Source organism: Neorhizobium petrolearium (assembly GCF_017873175.1).
Classification (GTDB): domain Bacteria; phylum Pseudomonadota; class Alphaproteobacteria; order Rhizobiales; family Rhizobiaceae; genus Neorhizobium; species Neorhizobium petrolearium.
Window position 1 is genome coordinate 245,277 of record NZ_JAGGJW010000002.1, and the last position, 24,170, is coordinate 269,446.

Here is a 24,170-nt window from a genome sequence, read left to right on the forward strand (position 1 = left end):
AGTCTATCTCTGCTGCGATCACCGGCATTGACCGGGGTCAACATGGATCGATCGATTTCGAAACTGGCAAAACGCTGGCTTCCTTGCGGTGGCATGACAAGTAGCTTGAAGGTCTGCAAAGCGCAAACGGCAGTGATCATTTTGCAATCATGCGCTCTTCAGATTGCGCGCCAGCTTTGATCTTGGTCACGGACAGCATCCAAACCACGGTTATTCTTCTTGCTTCAGAGAAGGAGGATGCCATGCCATTGATGCTGAAATCGGGATTTCTCACGTCGTCCGGATACGAAGGACGCCTTATAATGAGTTCTGGGGCCGGCGATCAGGTCGTTGTGGTCACCCATGATGCACTTGCAGCGATTGCCGACCCGCCGCGTGTCGATGAATTCAGGCTGCAGGAATACATCGAGACCTTCAGCCGTATCGCAAGTGAAAAGTTCGATGGCGGTCTGTTCGATTCAACCGGCCATGTCTGTGTCACCGTCGGCGATGTCCGCAAATGGCGGACCTCTCCTCCGCGCGTCCATTGAAAACAGCTCACGATTTGCCCCCGTTGGAGCATGAAAGCGGGCACACCTCACATTTTTGCCTGCTTAACAAAAACGGAGCGGGCCGACATCCTGAGCGCCTCAAGGCGGTAGTGAACACCTCAACTGTTTGACGCGCGTCAATGTGGCTTCGGTCCATGAGGTCTTTCATGGTGGCGCTCGATCAAGAGCTGATAACGGGCCTGCATAGACACCTTCGCGATGCTTCCGTGCAGCATCCCTTCTTCGGAAAATAGGAGAAAAATCATGCCTGAGCCAGCAACCAGACTTCCAGTCCAGAAAGATGAAAAGCCGATACAGCCGGCAGGTAGCTTCTGGTCTCCGTTTGAAACCCTTCGCACCGAAATCGACCGGCTGTTCGATGACTTCGTCCCGGCGTCCTGGCGCCCGCTGGAACGCTCCCTGTTCACTCGGGCGCCATCCCCGAGCGGATGGTCCATTGCGCCAGCCGTCGATGTGGTCGAAAAGGACGACGCATTCGAAATCACCGCTGAAGTCCCCGGCATCGATGAGAAAAACCTCGAGGTCAGGCTTTCGAACGGCTACCTGACGATCCGCGGGGAGAAGAGTGAAGAAAAGGAAGAGAAGCGGAAGGAGTATCGCCATTCCGAGCGGCGGTACGGCTCCTTCCAACGGACATTCCAGCTTCCCGAAGGGGTCGATGCCGACAAGGTGGAAGCGGCCTTCGAAAAGGGTATCCTGAAGGTCAAGCTTCCCAAGAGCGCCGATGCGAAGAAGAACGAACGCAAGGTGGAAATCAAGACAGCTTGATCCATCGCCTCATCAAAGGGAAGGCGCGCTCCAACATGGGTGCGCGCCTTTTTATATATTTTGCCGGATATCCCCAGTTGCCCGACAAGCAAAAACGCCGTTCCCAAGGCGAGCTTATGAAACGGCGCGTTGAATTTACGGTTGATGGAAGCGATGCATGTCCCGGGTTTTGAATGAAGGACGACCTGCTACGCGCCGCCGCCTCCACCAAAATCCTCCCAGGCGGACAAATGCAGTCAGAAAGACAAGTGCTTCTCGATCTCCTGCACCGGCAGGTTGACGAGGTCCTTGGCGTATTCCGCGACGATCCGGCGCTTCACCGCCTCTGGCATCGCCTGCCGCAAATCGGCGAGCGCCTTCGGAGGAGCGACAATGAAGAGCTTGTCAATGCCATTCTCCTCGCAGATCGCCTCCAGCTTTTCGGCGACCATGGCGGAGAAGCGATCCTCTTCCAACTCGTGAAAATCGGTCTGGCCGACGCTGCTGCGATGGCTGCCGGTCGCCGTGCGGCCAGGCCTGTCCGTGCCCTGTTCGTGGGTCGGGGCGTTCCTGGGAGCCTCGATCACCTGCTCGACTTCGAGCGTCAGGTTGAAAGCCGTGCCGGTATTGCGCAGCAGAAGCGCCTTCTTTGCATCCGAAACGAGGACCCGCGCGTTATAGGGAATGATTTTCGTGTTCATCGCTTCATCCTTCTCATGAATCGGATCAACATAGCGGTTCAGATGGAGCGCAGTTTGATCGGCGTCAATCTTCAATGCCGACTACAGCGGGTGAAAAAGCTGTGAAGCATTTTTGACGCCGGTCAAACGCTCGCACGCTGAGCTGGTTCATTGTTCGGGTCATCAGGCTGGGAGTGACGCGCAGGCGCGTCAGCAGAGGATGTCTCGGCAGCCCAGGCAGCCATAGGAGCCGATCATGCCGCATAAGCAAGTGCTTTTCAGAACCGAAGCCCGGGGCAAGGTACTCCAGGGCGCCACGCAACTGGCCGACGCGGTTCGCCTCACTCTTGGCCCGAAGTCGAAATCCGTCCTCATCGAAAAGAAGTGGGGCACGCCAATCATCTGTAATGACGGCGTGACAATCGCAAAGGAGTTCGACCTCAAGGACCCGGAGGAAAATCTCGGAGCGAGAATGCTGCGCGCGGCTGCCGAGAAGACGGGGGAGATTGTGGGCGACGGAACAAGCACCTCGACTGTGCTGGCGCATGCGATGCTTGCCGACGGCCATCGCAATGTCGTCGCGGGAGCAAATGCAATCGACCTCAAACGCGGCCTCGACCGGGGGGTAGCACGGGCGATAAAAGCCCTGCGGGGCATTTCGCATCCGATCACCACCGATAAGGAAAGGCAGCAGGTGGCGGCGATCTCGGCCCATAATGACGAGGCCATTGGCAAGCTTGTTGCCGACGCCATGGCGAAGGTCGGCAAGGAGGGCGTCATCACCGTGGAGGAATCCAAGACGGTGGAGACGCGCCTCGACGTGGTCGAAGGCATGCAGTTCGACCGTGGGTATATTTCGCCCTATTTCGCGACCGATCCGGAAAAGATGGAGACCGTCCTGGAAGACGTCCGGATCCTGATATCCGACCGGAAGATTTCGGCGCTCGGCGACATGGTGGGGCTGCTTGAAGAGATCGCGAAATCCGGCAGACCGATTCTTGTCATCGCTGAGGACGTCGAAGGTGAGGCGCTCGCCACACTGATCGTCAACCACATTCGCGGAACGTTGCACAATTGTGCGGTCAAGGCTCCCGGGTTCGGTGACCGTCGAAAGGAAATGCTTCGCGACATGGCAGTTCTGACAGGCGCCCAGGTTATCTCCGAAGACCTCGGTTTCAAGCTTGAAAACGTAACGCAGGACCAGCTTGGGACTGCCGCACGCGTAATCGTCGACAAGGATACGACGACCATCATCGGTGGCGGCGGCAATCAGGCGGCGATCAAAGGGCGCACGGACCAGATTCGCAAGGAGATCGAAAAGACGACCAGCGATTACGATAGAGAAAAGCTTCAGGAGCGGCTGGCGAAACTGTCCGGCGGGGTCGCCGTGATTCGCGTCGGGGCTCCTGCCGAGGCGGAGGTCAAGGCCAAGAAGGAGGCTTTGGACGACGCAATCAATGCCACCAAAGCGGCCGTGGAAGAAGGCGTGGTGCCGGGCGGTGGACTTGCGCTCCTGCGCTGCATAAAGGCAGTCGAAGAGGAAGAAGAATTGTGTGAAGGCGACGAGCGGACGGGCGTGCAGATCCTGAAGCGGGCCCTCGAAGCTCCTGCCCGCCAGATCGCCGAAAATTCCGCGGTCGACGGCGGCGTCGTCATTGCGAGGATGCTCGAAAGCAAGGGAAACATCGGCTTCGACGCCTCGCGCAACCGGTATGTGGACCTGCTTCAGGAAGGCATCATCGACCCGACCAAGGTCGTGCGCGTCGCATTGGAGAATGCCGTCTCGGTTGCCAGCGTGCTTCTTCTGACGGAAGCAACCATGACGGAAATTCCGGAACCGACCATACCGCCGGCTCCCGCACCCATTGGAATGTAGACGGAAACGCGGTGGAGCAGGGCTGCTTTCCGCCCCGCTCCATCCTGCTCAGGCAATCGCCATCGCGGCGCCCCGCAGGGCGGTATTCAGCGCCGTGATGATAAAGACAGGCGCCGTCGAGGAATATGCAGCGCTGCCGCTCACGGCCTCAAAGGTGCCCTTGCTCAAAACTTCGAGCATGCGTGTTGGCATCTCTCCGGCGAGATAGAGGCCGCCTTCGGCGCCGGTTGCCAGGACAAGATCGTTTGAGAAGCGGCCGAGCCAAAGGCCGAAGCGCTCAAGGGTATCGACCGCTGAAGGCTCCTTCCCTTCGCAAGCGGCAGCAAGGATCTCCGCGACGGTCGAATATCGTCCCGTTGCTCCGGCCTGTCGCGAGATCGCACCGCTGAGCGCAACCATTCCTGCAGAGGTCAGGATGCTCCCGGCGCTGGTACCGCCAACCTCCTGCCACACCTGCTCCAGCAGCCAGAGATCCTCGTCGTCGGCGGCACCAAAAAACATGCCGCCTGCCTTACTGGGCAATACCGACCACTTCCCTCCACCTGGAACAGCGATTGCGGCCTCAAGCTTCTCCCCCACGGACACCACCGCTCTGGGCTTGTCCGCAAGCGCGGCCATCCCCGCGATCTTGCGCACGTCGTGGCGACCGAGGAGCTCCGTGGCCCTCGCGATCGCATCGATATCGGCGATCAACGTGACGCTGTCGAGATCCAGGGCGGCTTCGAGCTCTTTGCCGGTAAAGGTTCGTGAGAGATTGGCAATATGAGCGCGATCTTTTTCGATGGAACCCGCGATGGCAAGGCTTGCGATCTTCGGATATTTCGCCAGTGACTTCAGGTAGGCGAAAAGCGCCTGCTGGACCGAGGAGAAATCCCCCGCCTTGAAATTCACCAGATGGTCGATCGTCAGTTCATCGATATCCGCAATGGCAAATCGCAGATGGTGGGACCCAATCTCTCCGACGATCGCGTGCCGGTCCGACGACATCAACATGTTCGTGCCTCTGTGGTGTGAAACCCGCCGATAGACTGCCGGATGGCAAACACGCTCACCTTGATGAGGATCAAGGTGAGCGGCCTCGCTCCCAATAAGCTGACTGACATCACAAAGTGTCCGCAGGGTCTGAAAGGAGTTCACGATGAGCAGAATGGCGCAACCTGCCATCTGGTTCGAGGAGCTGCGTCGCAGCGACGTCGCCAAGGTCGGAGGCAAGAACTCCTCTCTCGGCGAGATGATCCAGACCCTGTCGGCGAAGGGGATCAGCGTTCCCGCAGGATTCGCGACGACCGCTGACGCCTATTGGAACTATGTCGATACCAACGGCCTGAGGCAGGCCATCGCTGCACTTGTCGCAGATTGGCAGGACGGCAAGGTAGGCCTCGCCGAAACCGGAGCAGCCATCCGAAAGCTCTTCCTGCGCGGCGATTGGCCAAAAGAAACCGCCGAAGCCATCATCGCGGACTATCGTACCCTTTCCCTGCGCGTGGGGCGCAGTGACGTTGCCGTCGCGGTCCGTTCGAGCGCCACTGCCGAAGACCTGCCGGATGCAAGTTTTGCGGGGCAGCAGGAAACCTTCCTCAATATCAGCGGCGAGAAAGCACTCCTGGATGCCTGCCGCCGCTGCTACGCCTCGCTCTTCACTGACAGGGCGATCTCCTATCGCCAGACGAAGGGTTTCGACCACATGAAGGTCGCGCTGTCGATCGGCGTTCAGCAAATGGTGCGTTCCGACCTCGGTGGTTCCGGCGTCATGTTCTCGATCGATACCGAGACCGGTTTCGACAAGGTGGTCCTGATCAATGCGGCCTGGGGGCTTGGTGAGAACGTCGTGCAAGGCACTGTCGACCCTGACGAGTACCAGGTCTTCAAGCCCCTCCTGCAGGACAGTTCGCTGAGCCCCATCATCGCGAAGACATGCGGCGCCAAGGAAAAGAAGATGATCTACGGCTCCGGAAGCGAGCCGACGAGAAACGTCCCCACGTCGAAGATGGAACGGGCGGCCTTCGTCCTTGACGATCAGGCTATCCTGAAACTCTCACGGTGGGCGGCGATCATCGAAGAGCATTACGGCTGCCCGATGGACATGGAATGGGCCCGCGACGGCGAGAGCGGCGATCTGTTCATCGTTCAGGCAAGGCCCGAGACCGTACAGTCGAACCGCCAGGCGGGTATCTTCAAGAGCTACACGATCCGCAAGAAGGGGCGAAAGCTGGCCGAGGGGCTGTCGATCGGCGATGCCGTCGTCTCCGGGCGCGTCTGCCTGATCGAGACGGCTAGGGACATTGACCAGTTCGTGGACGGATCGGTTCTGGTCACCGCGACCACCGATCCCGACTGGGTGCCGATCATGAAACGGGCGGCGGCGATCGTCACCGACCATGGTGGGCGCACGTCGCATGCGGCGATCGTCAGCCGAGAGCTCGGCCTGCCGGCGGTCGTTGGCACGGGCAATGCCACCAGCATCTTCCACATCGGGCAGGAGGTGACGGTTTCCTGTGCCGAGGGCGAGGAAGGCTTCATCTACGAAGGCATCGCGGAATATGAAGAGAAGACACTTGATGTCGCCGGCCTGCCCGCCACGAAAACCCAGGTCATGCTGAACCTGGCAAATCCGGGGGCCGCTTTCCGCTGGTGGCGGCTGCCCGCCGACGGTGTCGGTCTCGCCCGGATGGAATTCGTTATCAGCAATGCGATCCGCATTCATCCGATGGCGCTTGTCCATTACGACCACCTGAAGGACGAAACCGCAAAGGCTGAGATCGCCGCACTGACGAAGGGATATGACGACAAACCCGAATATTTCGTCGATAACCTTGCCCGCGGCCTCGCCCGCATTGCCGCCGCGGTTCATCCCAAGCCGGTGATCGTCCGGATGAGCGACTTCAAGACAAACGAATATGCCGGCCTGCTGGGTGGCGCGGAGTTCGAGCCTAGGGAGGAGAACCCCATGCTCGGCTTCCGCGGCGCCTCCCGCTATTACTCCCCCCGCTACCGCGAGGGCTTCGCGCTCGAATGCCGCGCCATCCGCAAACTGCGCAACGAACTCGGCTTCAGGAATGTCATCGTGATGATCCCCTTCTGCCGCTCCGTCGGCGAGGCGGAAAAGGTTTTGGGTGTCATGGCGGAAAACGGCCTGTCGCGTGGAGTGGACGACCTGCAGGTCTATGTGATGTGCGAGATCCCGTCGAACGTCATCCTCGCCAAGGAGTTCGCGCGCCGTTTCGACGGCTTCTCCATCGGCTCGAACGACCTGACGCAGCTTACGCTTGGCGTCGACCGTGACGCGGGCGATCTGGCCGACCTCTTCGATGAGCAGGATCCGGCGGTCAAATGGATGATCCAGAGCGTCATTTCGGAAGCCGGCAAGGCGGGCGCCAAGATCGGCATTTGCGGACAGGCACCGAGCGACTACCCCGACTTCGCCGGTTTCTTGGTCGAATGCGGCATCGACAGCATTTCCGTCAGCCCCGACAGCTTCATGGCGGTGAAGCGGAAGGTGGCCGAAGCCGAACGAGGAAAGATAGACATGAAGGTCGCGCAGCCGTCCGCATGACAGTATCCCTTTTCAAGGCCGCGAAGGATATCGCGGCCTTCCCGATGTCGGGGCAGCCTGGATCGACGTGCCGGGCAATCGTTGTTTCTTGGAAATTTGCAATCGTTTCCAATCGGATATCGAAAATCTTCTCCCTGCATCCGGTTTGACTGCGATCAATGTTCCCGTCCCGACAGCGTGGTCTGATCCCCGCAGTTCCAACACCGGGAGATAACGCCATGGCTTCGACTGATATGAAGGTTGGGGGGACGGCTGTCCCCGATATCAATGGAAAGGCGGAAGCCCCCCATCAAAAGCTCCGCCTCGGATCGCTGACGGCCCTTGTCGTCGGCTCGATGATCGGGTCGGGTGTCTTCAGCCTTCCGCAGAACATGGCCGCCGGCGCCGGTCCGCTGGCGATTATCATCGGCTGGGCGATCACGGCGGTGGGCATGCTGGCCCTCGTTTTCGTCTATCAGTCACTGGCGACCCGCAAGCCCGACCTGAACGCCGGCCCTTATGCCTATGCCAAAGCCGGATTCGGCCCCTTCGTCGGCTTCAACAGTGCCTGGGGTTACTGGCTTAGTGCCTGGATCGGCAACGTTTCCTATGCGGTCGTGGTCTTCAGCGCCCTCTCCTATTTCTTCCCCTCCTTCGGCGACGGAAACACCTGGCAGGCGATCATCGGTGCCTCGGTGCTTCTATGGCTCGTCCATGCCCTGATCATGGCGGGCATCCGCGAGGCCGCGGTCGTCAATCTGATCGTGACGGTGGCGAAGATTGCGCCCATCGTCCTGTTCATCGGCGTAGTCGTCGTCGCCTTCAAGGTCGATGTCTTCTCTGCCGATTTTTCCGGTCTCGGCAATGCAAGCCTCGGCTCGATCACCGATCAAGTGAAGAGCACCATGCTGGTCACCCTGTGGGTTTTCATCGGCATCGAGGGTGCAAGCGTCTATTCGGCCCGCGCCGAACGCCGCAAGGATATCGCGACAGCGACGATCACCGGCTTCCTGACCTGCCTGGCGCTGTATGCCCTGGTCTCTCTGCTCTCGCTCGGCATCCTCAACCAGCCGGAGCTCGCCGCGCTCAAGAATCCGTCCATGGCGGGCGTTCTCGAAGCGGTCGTCGGCCCCTGGGGTGCGGTCCTGATCAACATCGCGTTGGTCGTCTCTGTCGCCGGCGCGTTCCTGAGCTGGACGCTTCTGGCGGCGGAGATCCCGCTTGCCGCAGCCAAGGACGGCACCATGCCGGCCTTTTTCGCTAAGGAGAACAGCCGCGGGGTTCCCTCGACATCGCTGCTGATCACCAACCTCCTGGTACAGGCCTTCCTTCTGGTCACCCTGTTCGCGCAAAGCACCTACCAGGCGCTGTTCTCGATCGCCTCGGCAGCCATTCTCGTCCCCTACATCTTCTCCGGCGCCTATGCGGCAAAGCTGGCGATGACAGGCGAAGCCTACCAGGCGGGTGAAAACCGCACCGGTCCGATGATCGTCGGGCTTGTCGCCACCATCTACGGGCTGTGGCTCGTCTATGCCGCAGGCCCCGCCTACCTCTTCATGTGCGCCGTCCTCTATGCGCCCGGCATCATCTTCTATGCCGCCGCCCGCCGCCAGGCCGGCCAGCAGATATTCAAACCGGTCGAAGCTCTTCTCGCCGTCGTTCTTGTCGCGGTCGGACTGCTTGCGGCCTACCAGATGTGGACCGGTGCGGTCAGCCCGTTCTGAGGAGATGGAACAATGATGACTTTAGGCGTTCATTCCGAAGTCGGGCGGCTGCGCGAAGTAATGGTCCACCGGCCGGATCTCAGCCTCCGGCGGCTTACGCCGGACAACTGCAAGGCCCTGCTCTTCGATGACGTGCTCTGGGTCAAGCGGGCAAGGCAAGAGCACGACGTGTTCGTCGACACGCTGAGAGAGCGGGGCGTGGTGGTCCATTCGCTCGGCGATCTTCTGGCCGAAACGATGGACTCCGCCGATGCAAGGCAATGGCTGCTCGGCCGGCGGATCAGGCCACCGGCGGTCGGCGAGGACATGGTCGTTGAAATGCAGGCCTGGCTCAACGAGATGCCATCCGAACAGCTTTCCACCTATCTCGTCGGTGGCATCGCCCGCGCCGAACTCCCGTTCGAGCCCATGGGCTTGAGCGGCAAGACACTTGCTCCGGAGGATTTCGTCCTGCCGCCGCTGCCCAACCAGCTCTTCACCCGCGACAGTTCCTGCTGGATCTATGGCGGCGTGTCGGTCAATTCGATGTATTGGCAGGCACGGCGGCCAGAAGCGGCCAATGTGGAAGCCATCTATCGCTTTCACCCGCGTTTCCAGCAGAGCGACTTCCCGATCTTCTCGGCGGACGGCGAAGAAGCGCCGAGCCTGGAGGGCGGCGACGTGATGCCTGTCGGCAACGGCGTCGTGCTGATCGGCATGGGCGAAAGGACGACGCCCCAGGCGGTGAGCGCCCTTGCCAAGCGGCTTTTCATCGCCGGGCTTGCGACGAGGGTTATTGCCGCCCTCATGCCGCGTGACCGCAGCTTCATGCATCTCGACACCGTCTTCACCTTTTGTGACCGCGATCTCGTGACGCTGTATCCGCCGGTCGTCGATCGTCTGCGCAGCTTTTCCCTGCGCCCCGGAGACATCGAAGGGACGGTCGACATCCGTGAGGAGAATGGTTCGTTCACCGAGGTCGTGGCCGAAGCAATGGGCCTCAGCAGCCTGCGCATCGTCCAGACCGGAGGCGACCGCTACGAGGCTGAGCGCGAGCAGTGGGACGACGGCAACAACGTCGTAGCCGTCGAGCCCGGCGTGGTCGTCGCCTATGACCGCAACGTCTATACCAACACGCTTCTGCGCCGCCAGGGCGTCGAAGTCATCACCATCGAAGGCGCCGAACTCAGCCGCGGTCGCGGCGGCGGGCATTGCATGACTTGCCCCCTCGTTCGCGACGCCATTTAGAAGGGCCACCGACATGCCGATCAATCTTCATGGCAGGAGCGTCCTGTCTCTCGACGATCTCTCCTCAGACGAGATCCGCTTCCTGCTGCGCATGGCCGCGGAGCTCAAGGCTGCCAAGCTGGGCGGCTACGAGAAGCCGCGCCTGACGCGAAAAAACATCGCCCTGATCTTCGAGAAGGATTCGACCCGCACCAGAAGCGGGTTCGAGGTCGCCGCCTATGATCAGGGTGCCCACGTGACTTATATCGGCCCTTCGGGGAGCCATATCGGCCACAAGGAATCCGTGAAGGACACAGCCCGCGTGCTCGGCCGCATGTATGATGCGATCGAGTTCCGCGGTTTCGAACAGGCTGCCGTCGAGGAGCTTGCACGGTATTCCGGCGTCCCCGTCTACAACGGCTTGACCGATATTTGGCATCCGACCCAGGTACTCGCTGACTTCATGACCATGCGGGAGTTCACCCACAAGCATCTTTCGGATACCGCCCTTGCTTTTGTCGGGGACGGCCGGGATAACGTGGCCACCTCGCTGGCGCTCGGCGCGGCCAAAGTGGGGATCGATTTTCGGCTTGTCTCCCCGCGGCAGCTTTGGCCGGAGCAGACATTCATCGACCATATCAATGCCGAGGCGGCGAAGGCCGGCGGTCGGTTCGAGCTCACGTCCGATGTCGCCACGGGCGTCAAGGGCGCGGATTTCATCTATACGGATGTCTGGCTCTCCATGGGGGAGGATCAATCCGCCTGGAGCGAGCGCATCAAACTGCTGGCGCCCTATCGCGTCACGGAACAGGTGATGGCGGCGACCGGCAACCCCTACAGCAAGTTCATGCACTGCCTGCCCGCCTTCCACGACACTCGCACCGAGGTCGGCAGGCAGATAGCGGAGAAATACGGCCTGGATTGCATGGAGGTCACCGACGCAGTCTTCGAATCCGAAGCCTCCGTCGTCTTCGATCAGGCCGAGAACCGCATGCATTCGATCAAGGCACTGCTCGTCGCGACGATTGGAGGCTAGGGATGCTGATCGTCGCCGCTCTCGGAGGCAATGCTCTTCTGCGCCGGGGTGAACCGCTAACCGCAGAAAACCAGCGCGCCAACGTCAAACGGGCAGCAGCGCCTCTCGCGGGCCTGATCACGGCAGGCCATTCCCTGGTCATAACCCATGGAAATGGTCCGCAGGTCGGGCTTCTGGCGCTTGAAACCGCCGGTGCGGATGGTGCTGGCCTGCCGCTCGATGTTCTGGGAGCCGAGACCGAGGGCATGATCGGTTACATGATCGAGCAGGAGCTCGCGAGTATCCTTCAAGGTCACCGCTTTGGCACGCTGCTGACGCTCGTCAAGGTGAACGCCGACGATCCGGCCTTCCGGAAACCCACGAAATTCATCGGTCCCGTCTATCCCGCGGAAACAGCCCGCACCCTGGCGGCGGAACGCGGCTGGCAGGTTGCGCCGGACGGCGACAAATGGCGGCGCGTCGTCGCCTCGCCGGCACCGCAGGCGATCATGGAAGCCGAGGTGATCTCGCTCCTGGTGAAGCAAGGGGTCACCGTCATCTGCACCGGCGGCGGCGGCATTCCCGTTGTCGAACGAAATGATGGCAGCCTTCAAGGCATTGAGTCCGTCATCGACAAGGATGCGGCAAGCGCCCTTCTCGCCGAACAGCTTGACGCCGACATGCTGCTTCTCCTGACTGACGTCGATGCCGTCTACGCCGATTTCGGCACGCCGAACGCGCGTCCGCTCGCGAGAATGGACCCGGCAGACGTAAAGGAAGATCAGTTTCCCGCAGGATCGATGCGGCCGAAGATCAGGGCGGCGACCCGTTTTTCGAGAAAAATCGGACGTCGCGCCGCAATCGGCCGCCTTGAAGACGCTTCGGCAATCGTGGCGGGCGAGAAAGGCACCGTCTTCACGACAGCCAGCGTCAGGGCGCCGGATTGAAGGCACCGGATCAGACCGCCCGCGCAGCCGGTTGCGACCCCTGGATTGAGGCGAGAACGATGGCGACGAACGATATGAAGGCACTGGCACTCGACAAGGTTTATCGGTTGATTGAACCCGGCCCCGTTGTGCTGCTGACGACCAGCAGGGAGGGGCATCCCAATGTCATGACCATGTCATGGCACATGATGGTCGAATTCACACCGCCGCTCCTGGCCTGCGTGGTATCGAGCGGCGACTACAGCTTTTCGGCACTTGCGGCTACAGGCGAATGCGTGATCGGCATCCCTGCCGTGGAGATTGCCGAAAAGGTCGTGGCAATCGGCAATTGCTCCGGCCGCGACACGGATAAGTTCGCGCGGTTCGGACTGACGCTGCGGCCGGCGAGCCGGGTCGCCGCACCGTTGATCGAAGAATGTTTCGCCAATCTGGAATGCCGGGTCGTAGAGACCCGTCTCGTCGAGCAATACAATCTCTTCGTTCTGGAGGTCGTCGCGGCATGGCGTGATCCGGCGCGGGAGGCGGCGAGAACCATTCACCATCGCGGGTACGGCTCATTCGCAGTGGATGGCGAGATAATTCAACTGAAGTCCCGGATGCCGTAACGGCGACTCAGACGAGCTACCGGACACCCCCAGGGAATATCCTCCTCGCCCGGCTTCGACAGACCCCGAACAAGGTCGTGATCTCCATGGGCGGTTTTGGCATACACATTTGCATCGCGGAACGTTGCCGTCCCTACGCTCACACGCGTGTCAGCCAATATCCAATGGTCGAAATAAGGCGACGCCTCCGGGGCGCCCCGGCAAGCGTTGTCCCCGGAATATACAAGTTGCCCTATCTTTCGAAGAAAGCAACCAGACGAGCAATGATGCCATTGGAATTGCGAGCAGCCAGCGACCGCACACTATGGGCTACCGTCCGGGCGCTCACGCGCGCACCGAAATGGCAGAAGCAGACCAGTCGATGCAATTGCCGATCGCTCAGTTCGAAAAATCGCTTGGCTTCACCATAGGTATCGTTCTCCAGGCCTGCAGCTCGAAAGACCGGATCGGCGAAAGCAACCGAGATCGCCGTCCCGTCCGCACGCATGGCGAGACGTTCCTCTTCCGGTCGGTATTCGGTTTCGCGAAGGGTCAGAAGCGATAAATCCGGATCACGATCGAGGAGATCGGCCCACCGTTCGAGCCGTTCGCTACGCGACATTTCAGGACGAGGGTAGGTGCGGTTGATCTTGGCGATAGCCTTGAGCTGATCGACGGCATGCTGTTCCATTACGGCCTCCTATTTTAACAAAATAGCGCGCCCGTCCCGACCTCCACCGTGATACCAACCGGCCTGAATGTCCAATCACGATTGGACATTCAGGCGCTATTTGCATTCACCCCTCAACTATAATTGATTGCCCAAGACAGGGTCCGGGGATGCTGCAGCATATGCCGAGAACTTCTCAGGAAAATCGAGAATCCGCAAACAAGGAACGCGGATGCGCTACATGTTCCTTCACCACCTTCTCTGAGCTGTCGATTTCCTGCAGCAGGACATCATAGCTCCAGAGATCGGCAAGGTGCTGGAGGACAAGTTTGGTCTCGCTCTCGTCAAGAGGCCAATCGTTGAGCACCTTATGCTGCAACAGCAGACGGCGGTCGCCAGCAAGATCCACATCGACAACTTCTATTCCCGGATCCGTCCAGCCGATGTCGTATTCGCGAGCAAGCTGCCGACGAATGCGCCTATAGCCACGCTCGTCATGGATGGCCGACACAAGAATGCCGTCCAACATATCCGGATCGTCGTGGAGCTGGAAAAGGCGCCATTGGCGGATCAGGTGCGGACTGAGGAACTGCCCGACGAAACTTTCGTCCCGATAGCTGGCCCAGATATCTCGCAGCACGGAGACCGGATCGTTTCGCCCGGCGATGTCCGGAAACCATTCGCGATCTTCGTCGGTCGGGTTCGTCACGATACGCTCGATATCCTGCATCATCGCAAAGCCGAGCGCATAGGGGTTGAAGTCGGAAAAGCGCCGGTCATCATAGGACGGCTGGAACACCACATTGGTGTGCGACTTCAAGAATTCGAGATAGTGCCCGTCACCGATCTGTCCGCGTTCGTGCAGCCTCGTCATGATCTTGTAATGAACATAGGTGGCGGTGCCCTCGTTCATCACTTTGGTTTGGCGCTGCGGATGGAAATATTGGGCGACATGCCGGACGATGCGCAGGATCTCACGCTGCCACGGCTGCAGCCGCGGAGCCGACTTTTCAAGGAAGTAAAGGATGTTGTCCTGTGGCAAGCCAAGTGCCGCGCGCCGCTTGTCAAGGCTGATATCAGCCCTGCTGCGCTTGTGGCCGGCAGGGACCGTGCGCCAGAGATCGTTGAATACCTGCTCCTCGTGTGCCCGCCGTTCCTGCTCCCGCTTTTCCTCCTGCCGCAAGTCGACCTTCGTCTTCCCGGCATAACGATGCACGCCATGCGACATCAGCGCATGGGCAGCATCCAGCGTTCGCTCTACCGCAGTCTCGCCATAACGCTCTTCGCAACGGGCGATGTAGCCTTTTGCGAATTCAAGATAGCCCAGAATGCCTTCGGCATCCGTCCAGAGCTTGAAGAGATAATTGTTCTTGAAAAAATGGTTATGGCCAAATGCGGCATGCGCGATGACCAGCGCCTGCATCGTGGCGTTGTTCTCCTCCATGAGATAGGAAATGCAGGGGGAACTGTTGATGACAATCTCATAGGCCAGATCGCGCATTCCGCGACGATAGAAAGCTTCGTGGTGAGCGAAGTGCTTACCGAAGGACCAGTGGCGATAGAAGAGTGGCATGCCGATGGAGGAATAGGCATCCAGCATCTGTTCCGACGTGATCACTTCGATCTGGTTCGGGTAGACGTCGAGCCCTAGTTCGCCAAGCGCAATTTCCTCGCAGGCATCATGAATGCGCTGAAGCGTTGGGAAATCCCAATCTGAGCCTTCAAAAAGCAGACCCCCTCGCTGTTTTACGGTCTTGATCATGGCTCTGTCTTCGAATGTGCCTGCTGCTTCTGGAAAAGGTCATGGAAGACGGGAAATATCTGGTTTCGCCGGCAGACCTTGCGCATCGCAAGAGGCAGAATATCGGAGCGTATACCTTCATAAAGGTTCCAGATCGGAGAGTCGGATGTCGAGGAATCCTCTCCTTCCTCTCCGACCTCGATATAAGCGAAATATTGGCAGAGCGGCAGAATTTCGTACTGCAGCAACTGGCCGACCAGGCTTCCGTCCGAATAGGAGTTGTCCCCATCCGAAGCCTGCGCCGCATAGATGTTCCAGTCTGTCGGATCGAAACGTGCGGCAATAATGGAACGCATAGCCAAAAGCGCGCTCGAAACCAGGGTGCCTCCGGTCGCAGGGCCGTAGAAGAAGGTCTCCTCGTCTACCTCCTCCGCTTTTTCCGTATGCCGGATGAAGACGATCTCCACTTTCTCGTAACGCCGCGACAGGAAGAGATACAGCAATATGTAAAAGCGCTTTGCCAGATCCTTCATGTGTTCCGTCATGGAGCCCGAGACATCCATCAGACAGAACATCACGGCCTTCGCAACCGGCTTCGGCGTATTTTCGAAGCGGCGATAACGCACGTCCAAGGGATCGATATAGGGAATGCGACGGCTCTTGTCCGTCAGAGACTTCAACTCCGCCTCGAGCGCCAGACGCTTCTCCTCACTCTCGCATTCCTCGATCTCACGCCGCAGCGCTTCGATCTCTTCCGGCTTCGGTCGGCGAAGCGCGATACGCCGCATCATGGCCAGACGTGTGGTCCGGCCAACCGCAATGTTGGAAGGAGAACCTGAAACGGTATAACCTGCGCGGGTCGGGGTTACTTCCTCGGTTTCGCTCAATCGCCGCTTCGCAAGATCGGGTAGTTCAAGATCATCGAGGAAAATATCCAAGAACTCTTCCCGGGTCAGGACAAAGCGGAAATCGTCCTCGGCATCGCCTTCGCCTGCCTCCGTTGGTCTGCCCCCGCTCCCTCCCTCGGGGCGTGGCACGATATCCCCTTCGGCGAAATCTTTGTTACCCGGCAAAACCCGGTCTCTCACCCCGCCTTCACCTCTGCGAAAGCTTGGTTCGGCCACTCCTCCTATCGGAATGCTGACTTGACCGCCGTTGAGCACATCGCGAATGTTACCGCTTTGCAAAGATCGTCTGACCGCTTGCTGCACGGCGTCCTTCGCGCGCCGAAGAAACCGTTGCCGATTTTCCAAACTTTTACCGCGCGGATTAAGCCGCCGGTCAATGATGTGCATGTGGGCTCCTAAGTGAGCATTTAACTCGCCTGCTTTACGCGCATGTACCATTCCACAAGACGTCGAACCTGTCTTTCGGTGTAGCCGCGCGCGACCATACGCGAGACAAACTCGCTGTGCTTCTTTTCGGTTTCACTATCCTTCTTCGAACCAAAGGAGATCACCGGCAAAAGGTCCTCAACCTGAGAGAACATCCTTTTTTCGATCACTTCCCTGATTTTCTCATAGCTCGTCCACGATGGGTTCTTGCCGCTGTTGTTGGCCCGCGCACGCAGGCTGAATTTGACGATCTCGTTTCTGAAATCCTTGGGATTGGCGATCCCGGCTGGCTTTTCGATCTTCGTCAATTCCTGATTGAGCAAGTCCCGGTCGAGAAGCTGTCCGGTGTCCGGATCCTTGAAATCGACGTCTTCGATCCAGGCATCGGCATAGGCAACATACCGGTCGAACAGATTCTGCCCGTAATCCGCATAGGACTCAAGGTAGGCTTTCTGGATTTCATTGCCGATGAACTCCGCATAGCGTGTAGCAAGATCGGCTTTGATGAACTCCAGATAGCGCTTCTCGGTTTCCTCCGGAAACTGCTCGCGCCGGATTGCCTGTTCAAGAACATACATCAGGTGCACCGGATCCGCACCGATATCGGTGGTGTCGTAGTTGAACGTCGATGCAAGCACCTTGAAGGCAAAACGTGTCGATATTCCGTCCATGCCTTCATCGACACCCGCTGCGTCCCGATATTCCTGAACGCTTCGGGCCCGCGGGTCGGTTTCTTTCAGACTCTCTCCGTCATAGGCCCGCATCTTCGAAAAGAATGTCGAGTTCTCATGTTTGCGAAGGCGTGAGAGCACCGAAAAGCGCGCAAGCATTTCGAGCGTAGCCGGCGCACAAGCAGCGTCGGCCAGTTCCGATCCCTCGATCAGTTTCTCGTAGATCTTCTGCTCCTCCGTCACCCTCAGGCAATAAGGCACCTTGATCACGCATATGCGGTCAATGAAAGCTTCGTTGTTCTTGTTGGCCTTGAAGCTTTGCCATTCAGCTTCGTTCGAATGTGCAAGGACAATGCCGGAAAACGGAATGGCACCGATATTCTCGGTTCCCATGTAGTTTCCTTCCTGCGTCGCCGTCAGCAGCGGATGCAGCATCTTGATCGGCGCCTTGAACATTTCGACGAATTCCAGCACGCCCTGATTGGCGCGATTGAGCCCGCCTGAATAGCTGTAGGCGTCCGGGTCGTTCTGCGAGTAGTTCTCGAGCTTGCGGATATCGACTTTGCCGACCAGCGAGGAGACGTCCTGGTTATTCTCATCACCCGGCTCCGTCTTGGCAATTGCTATCTGCCGCAACCGCGAGGGCTGCATCCTCACCACCCGGAAACGGGATATGTCGCCGCCGAATTCATCAAGCCGCTTGAGGCACCACGGGCTCATCAGTCCGCTGAGGCGACGCGTCGGAATGCCGTACTCATCGAGCAGCAACGGTCCCATAGTGATCGGATCAAAGAGGTCGAGCGGGCTTTCGAAGACAGGGCTGATTTCATCGCCGGCCTTCAGGACGTAGATCGGGTTGACCTCCATCAACTGCTTCAGCCGCTCCGCAAGAGATGATTTGCCACCCCCGACAGGACCGAGCAGATAAAGGATCTGTTTCCGCTCTTCGAGACCTTGTGCGGCATGACGGAAGAAGGAAACGATACGCTCGATCGTTTCTTCCATGCCGTAAAAGCCGGCAAATGCCGGATAGGTCCGGATGGACCGGTTCATGAAAATCCGGCCGAGCCGCCCATCTTTCGACGTATCGACTATCTGCGGCTCGCCAATCGCCCCAAGCAGGCGCTCCGCCGCATTGGCGTAGGCCATCGGGTCTTTCTTGCACAGCTCCAGATAGTCAGCGACAGACATGTCGGTCTCGCGCCGCGCTTCATAGTTCCGCGTGAAAGTGTCGAACAAGGATTCACTCAGCATGGGGCCCTTCCATTCAAGGTGTTGCCACAGCTCAACTGCCGCAAAGGTTACATACGATGCGGCAATTCATTTTGAATCTATATGTCTCTAGACTTCATAGGACACCTGTAGGTTCCCTATGGCAATGCAAAAAAATGTGCTTCCACGATTTGTTTTATCGCGCGCCCATCAAGAGAGACATGATCCTGATCAAATTTTGAAAAGAAGCAGGCATTGGGATCCCAGCTCTTCCAGTGCCTGGAATGGTGCAACGCCAACAATGACCTGTGCCGGATCCGAATCGCGCAGACGCGAATCAGGCATTTTGTCACAGATGACGTGACCTGATGTAGGATTTCAGCGCCTCTGGCTGATCGGTCTGGATAACGCTGATGCCGGCGTCGATCAGCCTGCCCCAGATCGCGTCCGGATCGGCAAGGGCCGCGCTGTCGGTCCACTCGCCGCTGCCGGGCTGATCGAGTGTATTCACCCAGAGCGCCATGCCAGCCCTCATGAAGGCTTCGCGGTTAAGACTGATCGTTTCGAGACTGTCGAAACGGATTTCGCACATGAAGGGCGAAAGCTCGGCGAGAATGCCGAGTTCTTCTCTGAGCCCTTCCGCTGTGAAACGTGCCATGCCCATGAAGGGCACGCCGTCGATCTTCTGGGCGCGCACCCAGGCGACTTCCGCGCGGCTGTGAACCTTGGTCTTGAGGTCGACGCTCGCATGGGCATCCATCGCCCGCGCGCAAGCGGCAACTTCCGGAAATAGTCCACGATCCTTGAGATCGAGATCGGCAAAGATGCGTCCGCGAATCACTTCCAACGCCTGCCTCAACGTCGGAATGCGTTGATCGGTCATCGCGCGGCCTTCCCCGCCGTCGTCTTCCCGCAGGGTCAGCGCCTTGAGTTCCGCCATCGTAAGGCTCTCCGCTTCGCGGTCGATGCCTGCCATGCGCCGAAGCGTGTCATCGTGCATCAAAAAAAGCTCGCCATCGGCACTCTTGCGGATATCGAGCTCCACGATTTCGCAGCCAAGAGCAATAGCGTTTTCGATGGCCGCCAGGCTGTTTTCGGGAGCGCCGTGCCAGGCACCACGATGAGCGACAACAGCACAGGCGCGCGCCGGCGAGGCGATAAAGTCTTTATAGGTCATGAGGCTTTCTTTCATTGAGCAGCAAATGCGCGGCATGTGGCTCGGCCTGTTTCGGCATCGAAGAGATGCAGCCGGGCAGCAGGCAGGTTCAGGAAAAGTTCGGGCTGATTAATCAGGTCGGCGCCGAAAGGCGTGGCGATTCGGATCACCGATCCGGCCAGATCGGCCGCCAGGACCGAGTGGGAACCGAGGTCCTCGCGGAATCGGAGGACTGCGCGAACGGCATGGCCGTCTGCCTTGATCCCCACAATGATGTCTTCGGGGCGGATGCCGAGCTGATAGCTGCCGGTCAACCGAGCTTCGGCGACGATTTGCCCATCGGCAAGCCGCAGCACGGAACCATCGCCAGTCACCGGCAGGATGTTCATCGGCGGCGCGCCGATGAATTTGGCGACGAAGACCGAAGCCGGATGGTGATAGATCGCTTTGGGCGTATCGAACTGCTCGATCCGGCCCTTGTTGAGGATGAGGATACGGTCGGCAAGCGTCATCGCCTCCACCTGGTCGTGAGTGACGAAGATGGAGGTCGCGCCGATGCGCCGGTGGAGTTCCGAAAGCTCGACGCGCATGTCGTGCCGAAGCTGCGCATCGAGATTGGAAAGCGGCTCGTCGAACAAAAGAACGTTCGGTTCACGCACGATGGCACGACCGATCGCGACGCGCTGGCGCTGGCCGCCGGAAAGCTGGCCCGGCTTGCGGGTGAGATAGTCGGAAAGAGCCAGCATCCTCGCGACCGCCGCGACCCGCGCGGCACGCTCAGCCTTCCGCACACCGGCGACCTTGAGGCTGTAGGCCATGTTCTCGAACACGGTCATATGCGGATAGAGCGCATAGTTCTGGAACACCATGGCGCAGCCGCGGCGCTTTGGTTCGAGGTCCTGCACTTCCCGGCCCCCGACCATGATTTTGCCGTCGCTCACCCGTTCAAGCCCGGCGATCATCTGCAGAAGCGTGGACTTGCCGCAGCCGGAAGGACCGAGCACGACTGTGAACTCGCCGGCCCTGAGCTCGACATCCATCGGCGGGATGACGACTGTCTGGGCATCGTAGGCCTTGGTGACGCCGATAAGCTTGATATCGGCCGCAGCCGCGCGAATGGCCGTGTCGATAGCATTCACGTCATTTCTCCGAAAGAACGAGGCCCTGCACGAGGTAGCGCTGCAGGAGCGCGATCATTGCGAGGGGGATGATGGAAACGATCACGGCCCCGGCCATGATCATCGGGAAGTCAGGCACCTGCCCATCCGAATCCGGAACCAGCCGTGCCAATCCTACGACGGCGGTCTGCATGTCGGGCGTCGAAGCGCCAACCAGCGGCCACAGATATTGCGTCCAGCCGCTGAGGAAGGTCAGCACGAAAAGGGCGGCAAAGCTGGTGCGCGACAGCGGCAGAAGGATATCGAACAGGAACCGGGTGGGTCCGGCTCCGTCCATGCGGGCGGCTTTGAACAGGTCCTTTGGCAGCGTTAGGAAGAACTGCCGGAACAGGAACGTGCCGGTGCCATGCGCCACAAGCGGCGCGACCAGCCCGAAATGCGTGTTGAGCACGCTTAGTTCTAGTTGGACGGGAGTGCCGAATATCCCTGCGATCAGGCCGTTGAGACCGGTTGCGTCGAGCACGGCATTGAGCGGAGAAAAAATGTTCGAAGCGACCTGATACGTGGTGATGACGCGGATATCGAGCGGCAGCATGATCGTCGCGAGAATGAGGGCAAAAACGACGCCCGCCCAGCGGATGCGGAAATAGACGATCGCATAGGCCGAAAGGAACGACAGGACGCAGGTCGCAGCCGCATTGCTGAACGCGACCACCATGCTGTTCAGCATCTGGATCGGGATGCGCGTCTCCGTGAAGATGCTCGCCATGTTGGCGAGAAACTGGTCGCCCGGATACCAGGCGAGCCCGTTGCGCAGCATGAATTCGTAGGATTGCGAAGCCGTTGAGAGCGTCAGGTAGAGCGGCCCAAGGATGTAGATCATCCCGACGACCAGGATGAGGCTCGCGATAATGTTGAGGGAACGTGCGTTTTCGACCATGGCTCACCGCTCGTAGTTGACGCGCCGGCCAAGGAAGATGAACTGGGCGGCGGTAAGGATGATGACGAAGACCATCAGGATTGCGGTCTGGGTCGAGGCGCCGGAGAGGTCATACCCGCTGAACCCGTCCATATAGATCTTGTAGACGAGTAACGTCGTCGCGCCGCCCGGACCGCCGTTGGTAATGGTGTCGATCAAGGCGAAGGCCGAGGTGACGCTCTCGGTGAATTCCAGCACCAGCGTCAGGAAAAGCTGCGGCATGATCAGCGGCAGTTGCACGTCGAAGATGCGCCGCCATGGTCCTGCCCCGTCCATCGCTGCCGCTTGGTGCATGGTTCGCGGGATCGACTGCAGGCCTGCAAGCAGGATCACGAAATTGAACGGGATGCCACCCCAGACATGTGCAGCGATCAGCGTGATGAAAGCGTCGGTACCATTGATGCCAGGCGCCCATATGCCCGGAAAGATGCTGTTGAGCGGCGCCAGGATGCCGACGAACGGATTGAAGATGAAGGCGAAGACGACGCCGATCGAAGCCCCCGCCACGCCTTTCGGCCAGACCAGCACGTTGCGGGCCGGCAGCGACAGGCGGATCTTCCGATCGGCGGCCACTGCAAGGATCAGCGGCACCAGAACCGCGAGCGAGGACGCGGTCACCATGAAGATGATGGTGCGCCAGCCCGCCTTCCAGAATTCTGGATCGGCAAGCACCCGGGCGAAATTGTCGAGCCCGACGAATTCCGAGCCGCCGCCGAAAGGTCGTTCCAGAAAGAAGGACCAGTAGAAGGCCTGGAAGATCGGCACGTAGAAGAAGAGGGCGATCAGCAGCATCATCGGCGCCACCAGCAGGACCGGCAGCCAGCGATTGCTGAAGAGAGTGGAATCCGAAGACATGCATGAAACCTACAAATGAGGCCGGCACGGGGCTGTTACCCGTACCGGCCGCGCCAGGATCAGGGGAGCTTCGCACCCTTGTAGGTCTGCTCGAAACGGCGCAGCAGTTCGTCGCCACGCTTCTTGGCGCTGTCGAGCGCCACTTGCATGGTCTGCTGTCCGGCGAACGCCTTCTGGGTTTCCTCCATGAAGACTTCGCGGAACTGCACGTAGAAGCCGAGGCGGATGCCGCGGGTGTCCGGCGTGTGCGGCTGGTTCATCGATTCGATGCCGATTGCGGCCGTCGCATATTTGGGAGAGTCCGCCTCGCCGCTTTCGGCGATGACGTCCAGCACGTCGTTGGTGACCGGGACGTAACCCGTCGCGGCGGTGAAGAACATCTGCTGCTGAGGGTGGCGCAGGAAATCGAGGAAAGCCTTGGCGCCTTCGATTTCCGCCTTGTCATGCCCCTTCATGATATAGATCGACGCGCCGCCGACGAAAGTATTGTGGCGCTCATAACCCTGGTACATCGGCGCCATGCCGACGGTGATCTCGTATTTGCCTTCGAAAGCCTTCGCGGAAGCAGCATAGGAACCGGAGGAGCCTTCCATCATCGCGCATTCGCCGGTGTTGAAGGCAGCGGTATAATTGCCGGCCTTGGTATCGGCATTGAGCTTCACCAGACCTTCCTTGCGCCATTCGACCAGATTGGCGAGATGCTTGGCGGCGAAGGTGGTGTTGAAGACATATTCGCCGTCGAGGCCGTCATAGCCGTTGTGCTTGGAAGCGATCGGCAGGCCATGACGCGCCGAAAACTGCTCCAGCACGCGCCAGGTATCGCCATCCGTAACGAACGGGCAGGCATGGCCGGCGGCCTTCAGCCTGCGGGCAGCTTCGATGATCTCTTCCCAGGTCACCGGGGTCTTGCTGACGCCGGCTTTTTCCAGCTCGGTCTTGTTGGTGTAGAAGAGCAGTGTCGAGGAATTGTAGGGCTGTGAATAAAGCTTGCCGTTCGACGTTTCGTAATAGGAGCGGGCGCCGGCGATGTAGTTGTTCCAGTTGACATCGGGAAGCACGTCCTGCACCGGCACCACGGCGCCGGACAGCAGCAGATCGAGCGTGCCGGCATCGAAGAACTGGATCAGCACCGGGTGGTTCTTGGCGCGATAGGCGGCGATCGCCTTTTGCATGCCGACTTCGTAACTGCCCTGGCCGACGCAGGTGACGCGATGTTCGGATTGCGCGGCGTTGAAGGCATCGCACTGGGCCTTGATGGCCGTCTCGACATTGCCCGTATTGCCATACCAGAATTCGATATCGGCGGCATGTGCTGCACCCGCGCACATCGCCAGGGCGGTCGCTGCCGCCAGAACGGAAATCTTCATAATTGCCCTCGCCTGTTTTGGGATTGGCCTTGCCGGCCCTGAACGTGGCCTTATTACACTTAAAGTGTAACAATAGGATGACGGCTGGAAACCCTTGCCCTCGAAGGAGAGCGCAGCTATGCAGGAATCGGGAAGTGGACAAGCAATACGCGAAGCGGCAATTATTACACCTTTATGGTAATGCTTGTCAGTCTAGGGGGTATGA

Annotated in this window: 20 protein-coding genes; 9 read left to right on the forward strand and 11 right to left on the reverse strand. The window is 59.4% G+C overall.

Annotated elements, in window-relative coordinates; translation table 11 throughout:
- Nucleotides 1-302: 302 nt before the first annotated feature.
- Both J2046_RS05095 and J2046_RS05100 read left to right on the forward strand, forming a co-directional pair.
- Nucleotides 303-530, forward strand: coding sequence for a hypothetical protein (locus J2046_RS05095; protein WP_233469547.1), 228 nt, complete (start codon nt 303-305; stop codon nt 528-530).
- Between the two features lie 264 nt (nt 531-794).
- Complete coding sequence (locus tag J2046_RS05100; RefSeq protein WP_210050026.1) at nt 795-1,319, forward strand: Hsp20/alpha crystallin family protein; 525 nt, start codon at nt 795-797, stop codon at nt 1,317-1,319.
- A gap of 236 nt (nt 1,320-1,555) precedes the next feature.
- Here J2046_RS05100 and J2046_RS05105 read toward each other — a convergent pair whose 3' ends face one another.
- A complete protein-coding gene (locus tag J2046_RS05105; RefSeq protein WP_210050027.1) occupies nt 1,556-1,999 on the reverse strand; it encodes a baeRF12 domain-containing protein in 444 nt (147 codons plus the stop codon).
- A 235-nt stretch (nt 2,000-2,234) separates the two neighbouring features.
- Between J2046_RS05105 and groL the strand changes: the two genes are divergently transcribed.
- Nucleotides 2,235-3,854 (forward strand): chaperonin GroEL, encoded by a 1,620-nt coding sequence (groL, locus tag J2046_RS05110; protein ID WP_210050028.1) that lies wholly within the window; start codon nt 2,235-2,237, stop codon nt 3,852-3,854.
- Between the two features lie 48 nt (nt 3,855-3,902).
- Here groL and J2046_RS05115 read toward each other — a convergent pair whose 3' ends face one another.
- The gene (locus J2046_RS05115) at nt 3,903-4,847 is read right to left on the reverse strand and encodes a glucokinase (RefSeq protein WP_210050029.1); all 945 of its coding nucleotides are present in this window, start codon (nt 4,845-4,847) and stop codon (nt 3,903-3,905) included.
- Nucleotides 4,848-5,001: 154 nt separating this feature from the next.
- Here J2046_RS05115 and ppsA point away from each other — a divergent pair, with 154 nt between their 5' ends.
- The 6 genes from ppsA (at nt 5,002) to J2046_RS05145 (ending at nt 12,883) form a co-directional block, all read left to right on the forward strand.
- Nucleotides 5,002-7,407: a phosphoenolpyruvate synthase gene (gene ppsA, locus J2046_RS05120; RefSeq protein ID WP_411828473.1), complete on the forward strand. Its 2,406-nt coding sequence runs from the start codon at nt 5,002-5,004 to the stop codon at nt 7,405-7,407.
- Nucleotides 7,408-7,625: 218 nt separating this feature from the next.
- Entirely contained in the window at nt 7,626-9,110 is a 1,485-nt protein-coding gene (gene arcD, locus J2046_RS05125) for an arginine-ornithine antiporter (RefSeq protein WP_325169725.1), read from the forward strand.
- A gap of 12 nt (nt 9,111-9,122) precedes the next feature.
- Entirely contained in the window at nt 9,123-10,337 is a 1,215-nt protein-coding gene (arcA, locus tag J2046_RS05130) for an arginine deiminase (protein ID WP_210050031.1), read from the forward strand.
- A gap of 13 nt (nt 10,338-10,350) precedes the next feature.
- The gene (gene argF, locus J2046_RS05135; RefSeq protein WP_210050032.1) at nt 10,351-11,352 is read left to right on the forward strand and encodes an ornithine carbamoyltransferase; all 1,002 of its coding nucleotides are present in this window, start codon (nt 10,351-10,353) and stop codon (nt 11,350-11,352) included.
- Between the two features lie 2 nt (nt 11,353-11,354).
- On the forward strand, nt 11,355-12,278 hold the full coding sequence (gene arcC, locus J2046_RS05140) for a carbamate kinase (RefSeq protein ID WP_210050033.1): 924 nt from the start codon (nt 11,355-11,357) through the stop codon (nt 12,276-12,278).
- 74 nt (nt 12,279-12,352) lie between these two features.
- The gene (locus J2046_RS05145) at nt 12,353-12,883 is read left to right on the forward strand and encodes a flavin reductase family protein (protein ID WP_210050312.1); all 531 of its coding nucleotides are present in this window, start codon (nt 12,353-12,355) and stop codon (nt 12,881-12,883) included.
- A gap of 232 nt (nt 12,884-13,115) precedes the next feature.
- Here J2046_RS05145 and J2046_RS05150 read toward each other — a convergent pair whose 3' ends face one another.
- The 9 genes from J2046_RS05150 to J2046_RS05190 all read right to left on the reverse strand — a co-directional run bounded on the left by J2046_RS05150 (nt 13,116) and on the right by J2046_RS05190 (nt 23,965).
- Nucleotides 13,116-13,553: a hypothetical protein gene (locus tag J2046_RS05150; protein WP_210050034.1), complete on the reverse strand. Its 438-nt coding sequence runs from the start codon at nt 13,551-13,553 to the stop codon at nt 13,116-13,118.
- Nucleotides 13,554-13,728: 175 nt separating this feature from the next.
- Nucleotides 13,729-15,294, reverse strand: a complete 1,566-nt coding sequence (locus tag J2046_RS05155; RefSeq protein ID WP_210050036.1) for a SpoVR family protein — start codon at nt 15,292-15,294, stop codon at nt 13,729-13,731.
- Nucleotides 15,291-16,568 carry a YeaH/YhbH family protein gene (locus tag J2046_RS05160; RefSeq protein WP_210050038.1) on the reverse strand — a complete coding sequence of 426 codons (1,278 nt, stop codon included), beginning with the start codon at nt 16,566-16,568 and terminating at the stop codon, nt 15,291-15,293. Before J2046_RS05160 ends, J2046_RS05155 begins: the two co-directional genes overlap by 4 nt.
- 20 nt (nt 16,569-16,588) lie before the next feature.
- Nucleotides 16,589-18,532 (reverse strand): PrkA family serine protein kinase, encoded by a 1,944-nt coding sequence (locus J2046_RS05165; RefSeq protein ID WP_210050040.1) that lies wholly within the window; start codon nt 18,530-18,532, stop codon nt 16,589-16,591.
- A gap of 307 nt (nt 18,533-18,839) precedes the next feature.
- Nucleotides 18,840-19,667, reverse strand: coding sequence for a glycerophosphodiester phosphodiesterase family protein (locus tag J2046_RS05170; protein WP_210050041.1), 828 nt, complete (start codon nt 19,665-19,667; stop codon nt 18,840-18,842).
- Between the two features lie 11 nt (nt 19,668-19,678).
- Complete coding sequence (locus J2046_RS05175) at nt 19,679-20,785, reverse strand: ABC transporter ATP-binding protein (protein WP_210050043.1); 1,107 nt, start codon at nt 20,783-20,785, stop codon at nt 19,679-19,681.
- A 1-nt stretch (nt 20,786) separates the two neighbouring features.
- Nucleotides 20,787-21,704 carry an ABC transporter permease subunit gene (locus J2046_RS05180; protein WP_210050045.1) on the reverse strand — a complete coding sequence of 306 codons (918 nt, stop codon included), beginning with the start codon at nt 21,702-21,704 and terminating at the stop codon, nt 20,787-20,789.
- 3 nt (nt 21,705-21,707) lie between these two features.
- The gene (locus tag J2046_RS05185) at nt 21,708-22,598 is read right to left on the reverse strand and encodes a carbohydrate ABC transporter permease (RefSeq protein ID WP_210050047.1); all 891 of its coding nucleotides are present in this window, start codon (nt 22,596-22,598) and stop codon (nt 21,708-21,710) included.
- A gap of 59 nt (nt 22,599-22,657) precedes the next feature.
- Entirely contained in the window at nt 22,658-23,965 is a 1,308-nt protein-coding gene (locus J2046_RS05190; protein ID WP_210050048.1) for an extracellular solute-binding protein, read from the reverse strand.
- Nucleotides 23,966-24,170 lie beyond the last annotated feature (205 nt).

Coding starts and splice junctions, on each gene's coding strand:
- J2046_RS05095 (WP_233469547.1), top strand. CDS start 303: ATGAGTTCTGGGGCCGGCGATCAGGTCGTTGTGGTCACCCATGATGCA.
- J2046_RS05100 (WP_210050026.1), top strand. CDS start 795: ATGCCTGAGCCAGCAACCAGACTTCCAGTCCAGAAAGATGAAAAGCCG.
- J2046_RS05105 (WP_210050027.1), bottom strand. CDS start 1,999: ATGAACACGAAAATCATTCCCTATAACGCGCGGGTCCTCGTTTCGGAT.
- groL (WP_210050028.1), top strand. CDS start 2,235: ATGCCGCATAAGCAAGTGCTTTTCAGAACCGAAGCCCGGGGCAAGGTA.
- J2046_RS05115 (WP_210050029.1), bottom strand. CDS start 4,847: ATGTTGATGTCGTCGGACCGGCACGCGATCGTCGGAGAGATTGGGTCC.
- ppsA (WP_411828473.1), top strand. CDS start 5,002: ATGGCGCAACCTGCCATCTGGTTCGAGGAGCTGCGTCGCAGCGACGTC.
- arcD (WP_325169725.1), top strand. CDS start 7,626: ATGGCTTCGACTGATATGAAGGTTGGGGGGACGGCTGTCCCCGATATC.
- arcA (WP_210050031.1), top strand. CDS start 9,123: ATGATGACTTTAGGCGTTCATTCCGAAGTCGGGCGGCTGCGCGAAGTA.
- argF (WP_210050032.1), top strand. CDS start 10,351: ATGCCGATCAATCTTCATGGCAGGAGCGTCCTGTCTCTCGACGATCTC.
- arcC (WP_210050033.1), top strand. CDS start 11,355: ATGCTGATCGTCGCCGCTCTCGGAGGCAATGCTCTTCTGCGCCGGGGT.
- J2046_RS05145 (WP_210050312.1), top strand. CDS start 12,353: ATGAAGGCACTGGCACTCGACAAGGTTTATCGGTTGATTGAACCCGGC.
- J2046_RS05150 (WP_210050034.1), bottom strand. CDS start 13,553: ATGGAACAGCATGCCGTCGATCAGCTCAAGGCTATCGCCAAGATCAAC.
- J2046_RS05155 (WP_210050036.1), bottom strand. CDS start 15,294: ATGATCAAGACCGTAAAACAGCGAGGGGGTCTGCTTTTTGAAGGCTCA.
- J2046_RS05160 (WP_210050038.1), bottom strand. CDS start 16,568: ATGCACATCATTGACCGGCGGCTTAATCCGCGCGGTAAAAGTTTGGAA.
- J2046_RS05165 (WP_210050040.1), bottom strand. CDS start 18,532: ATGCTGAGTGAATCCTTGTTCGACACTTTCACGCGGAACTATGAAGCG.
- J2046_RS05170 (WP_210050041.1), bottom strand. CDS start 19,667: ATGACCTATAAAGACTTTATCGCCTCGCCGGCGCGCGCCTGTGCTGTT.
- J2046_RS05180 (WP_210050045.1), bottom strand. CDS start 21,704: ATGGTCGAAAACGCACGTTCCCTCAACATTATCGCGAGCCTCATCCTG.
- J2046_RS05185 (WP_210050047.1), bottom strand. CDS start 22,598: ATGTCTTCGGATTCCACTCTCTTCAGCAATCGCTGGCTGCCGGTCCTG.
- J2046_RS05190 (WP_210050048.1), bottom strand. CDS start 23,965: ATGAAGATTTCCGTTCTGGCGGCAGCGACCGCCCTGGCGATGTGCGCG.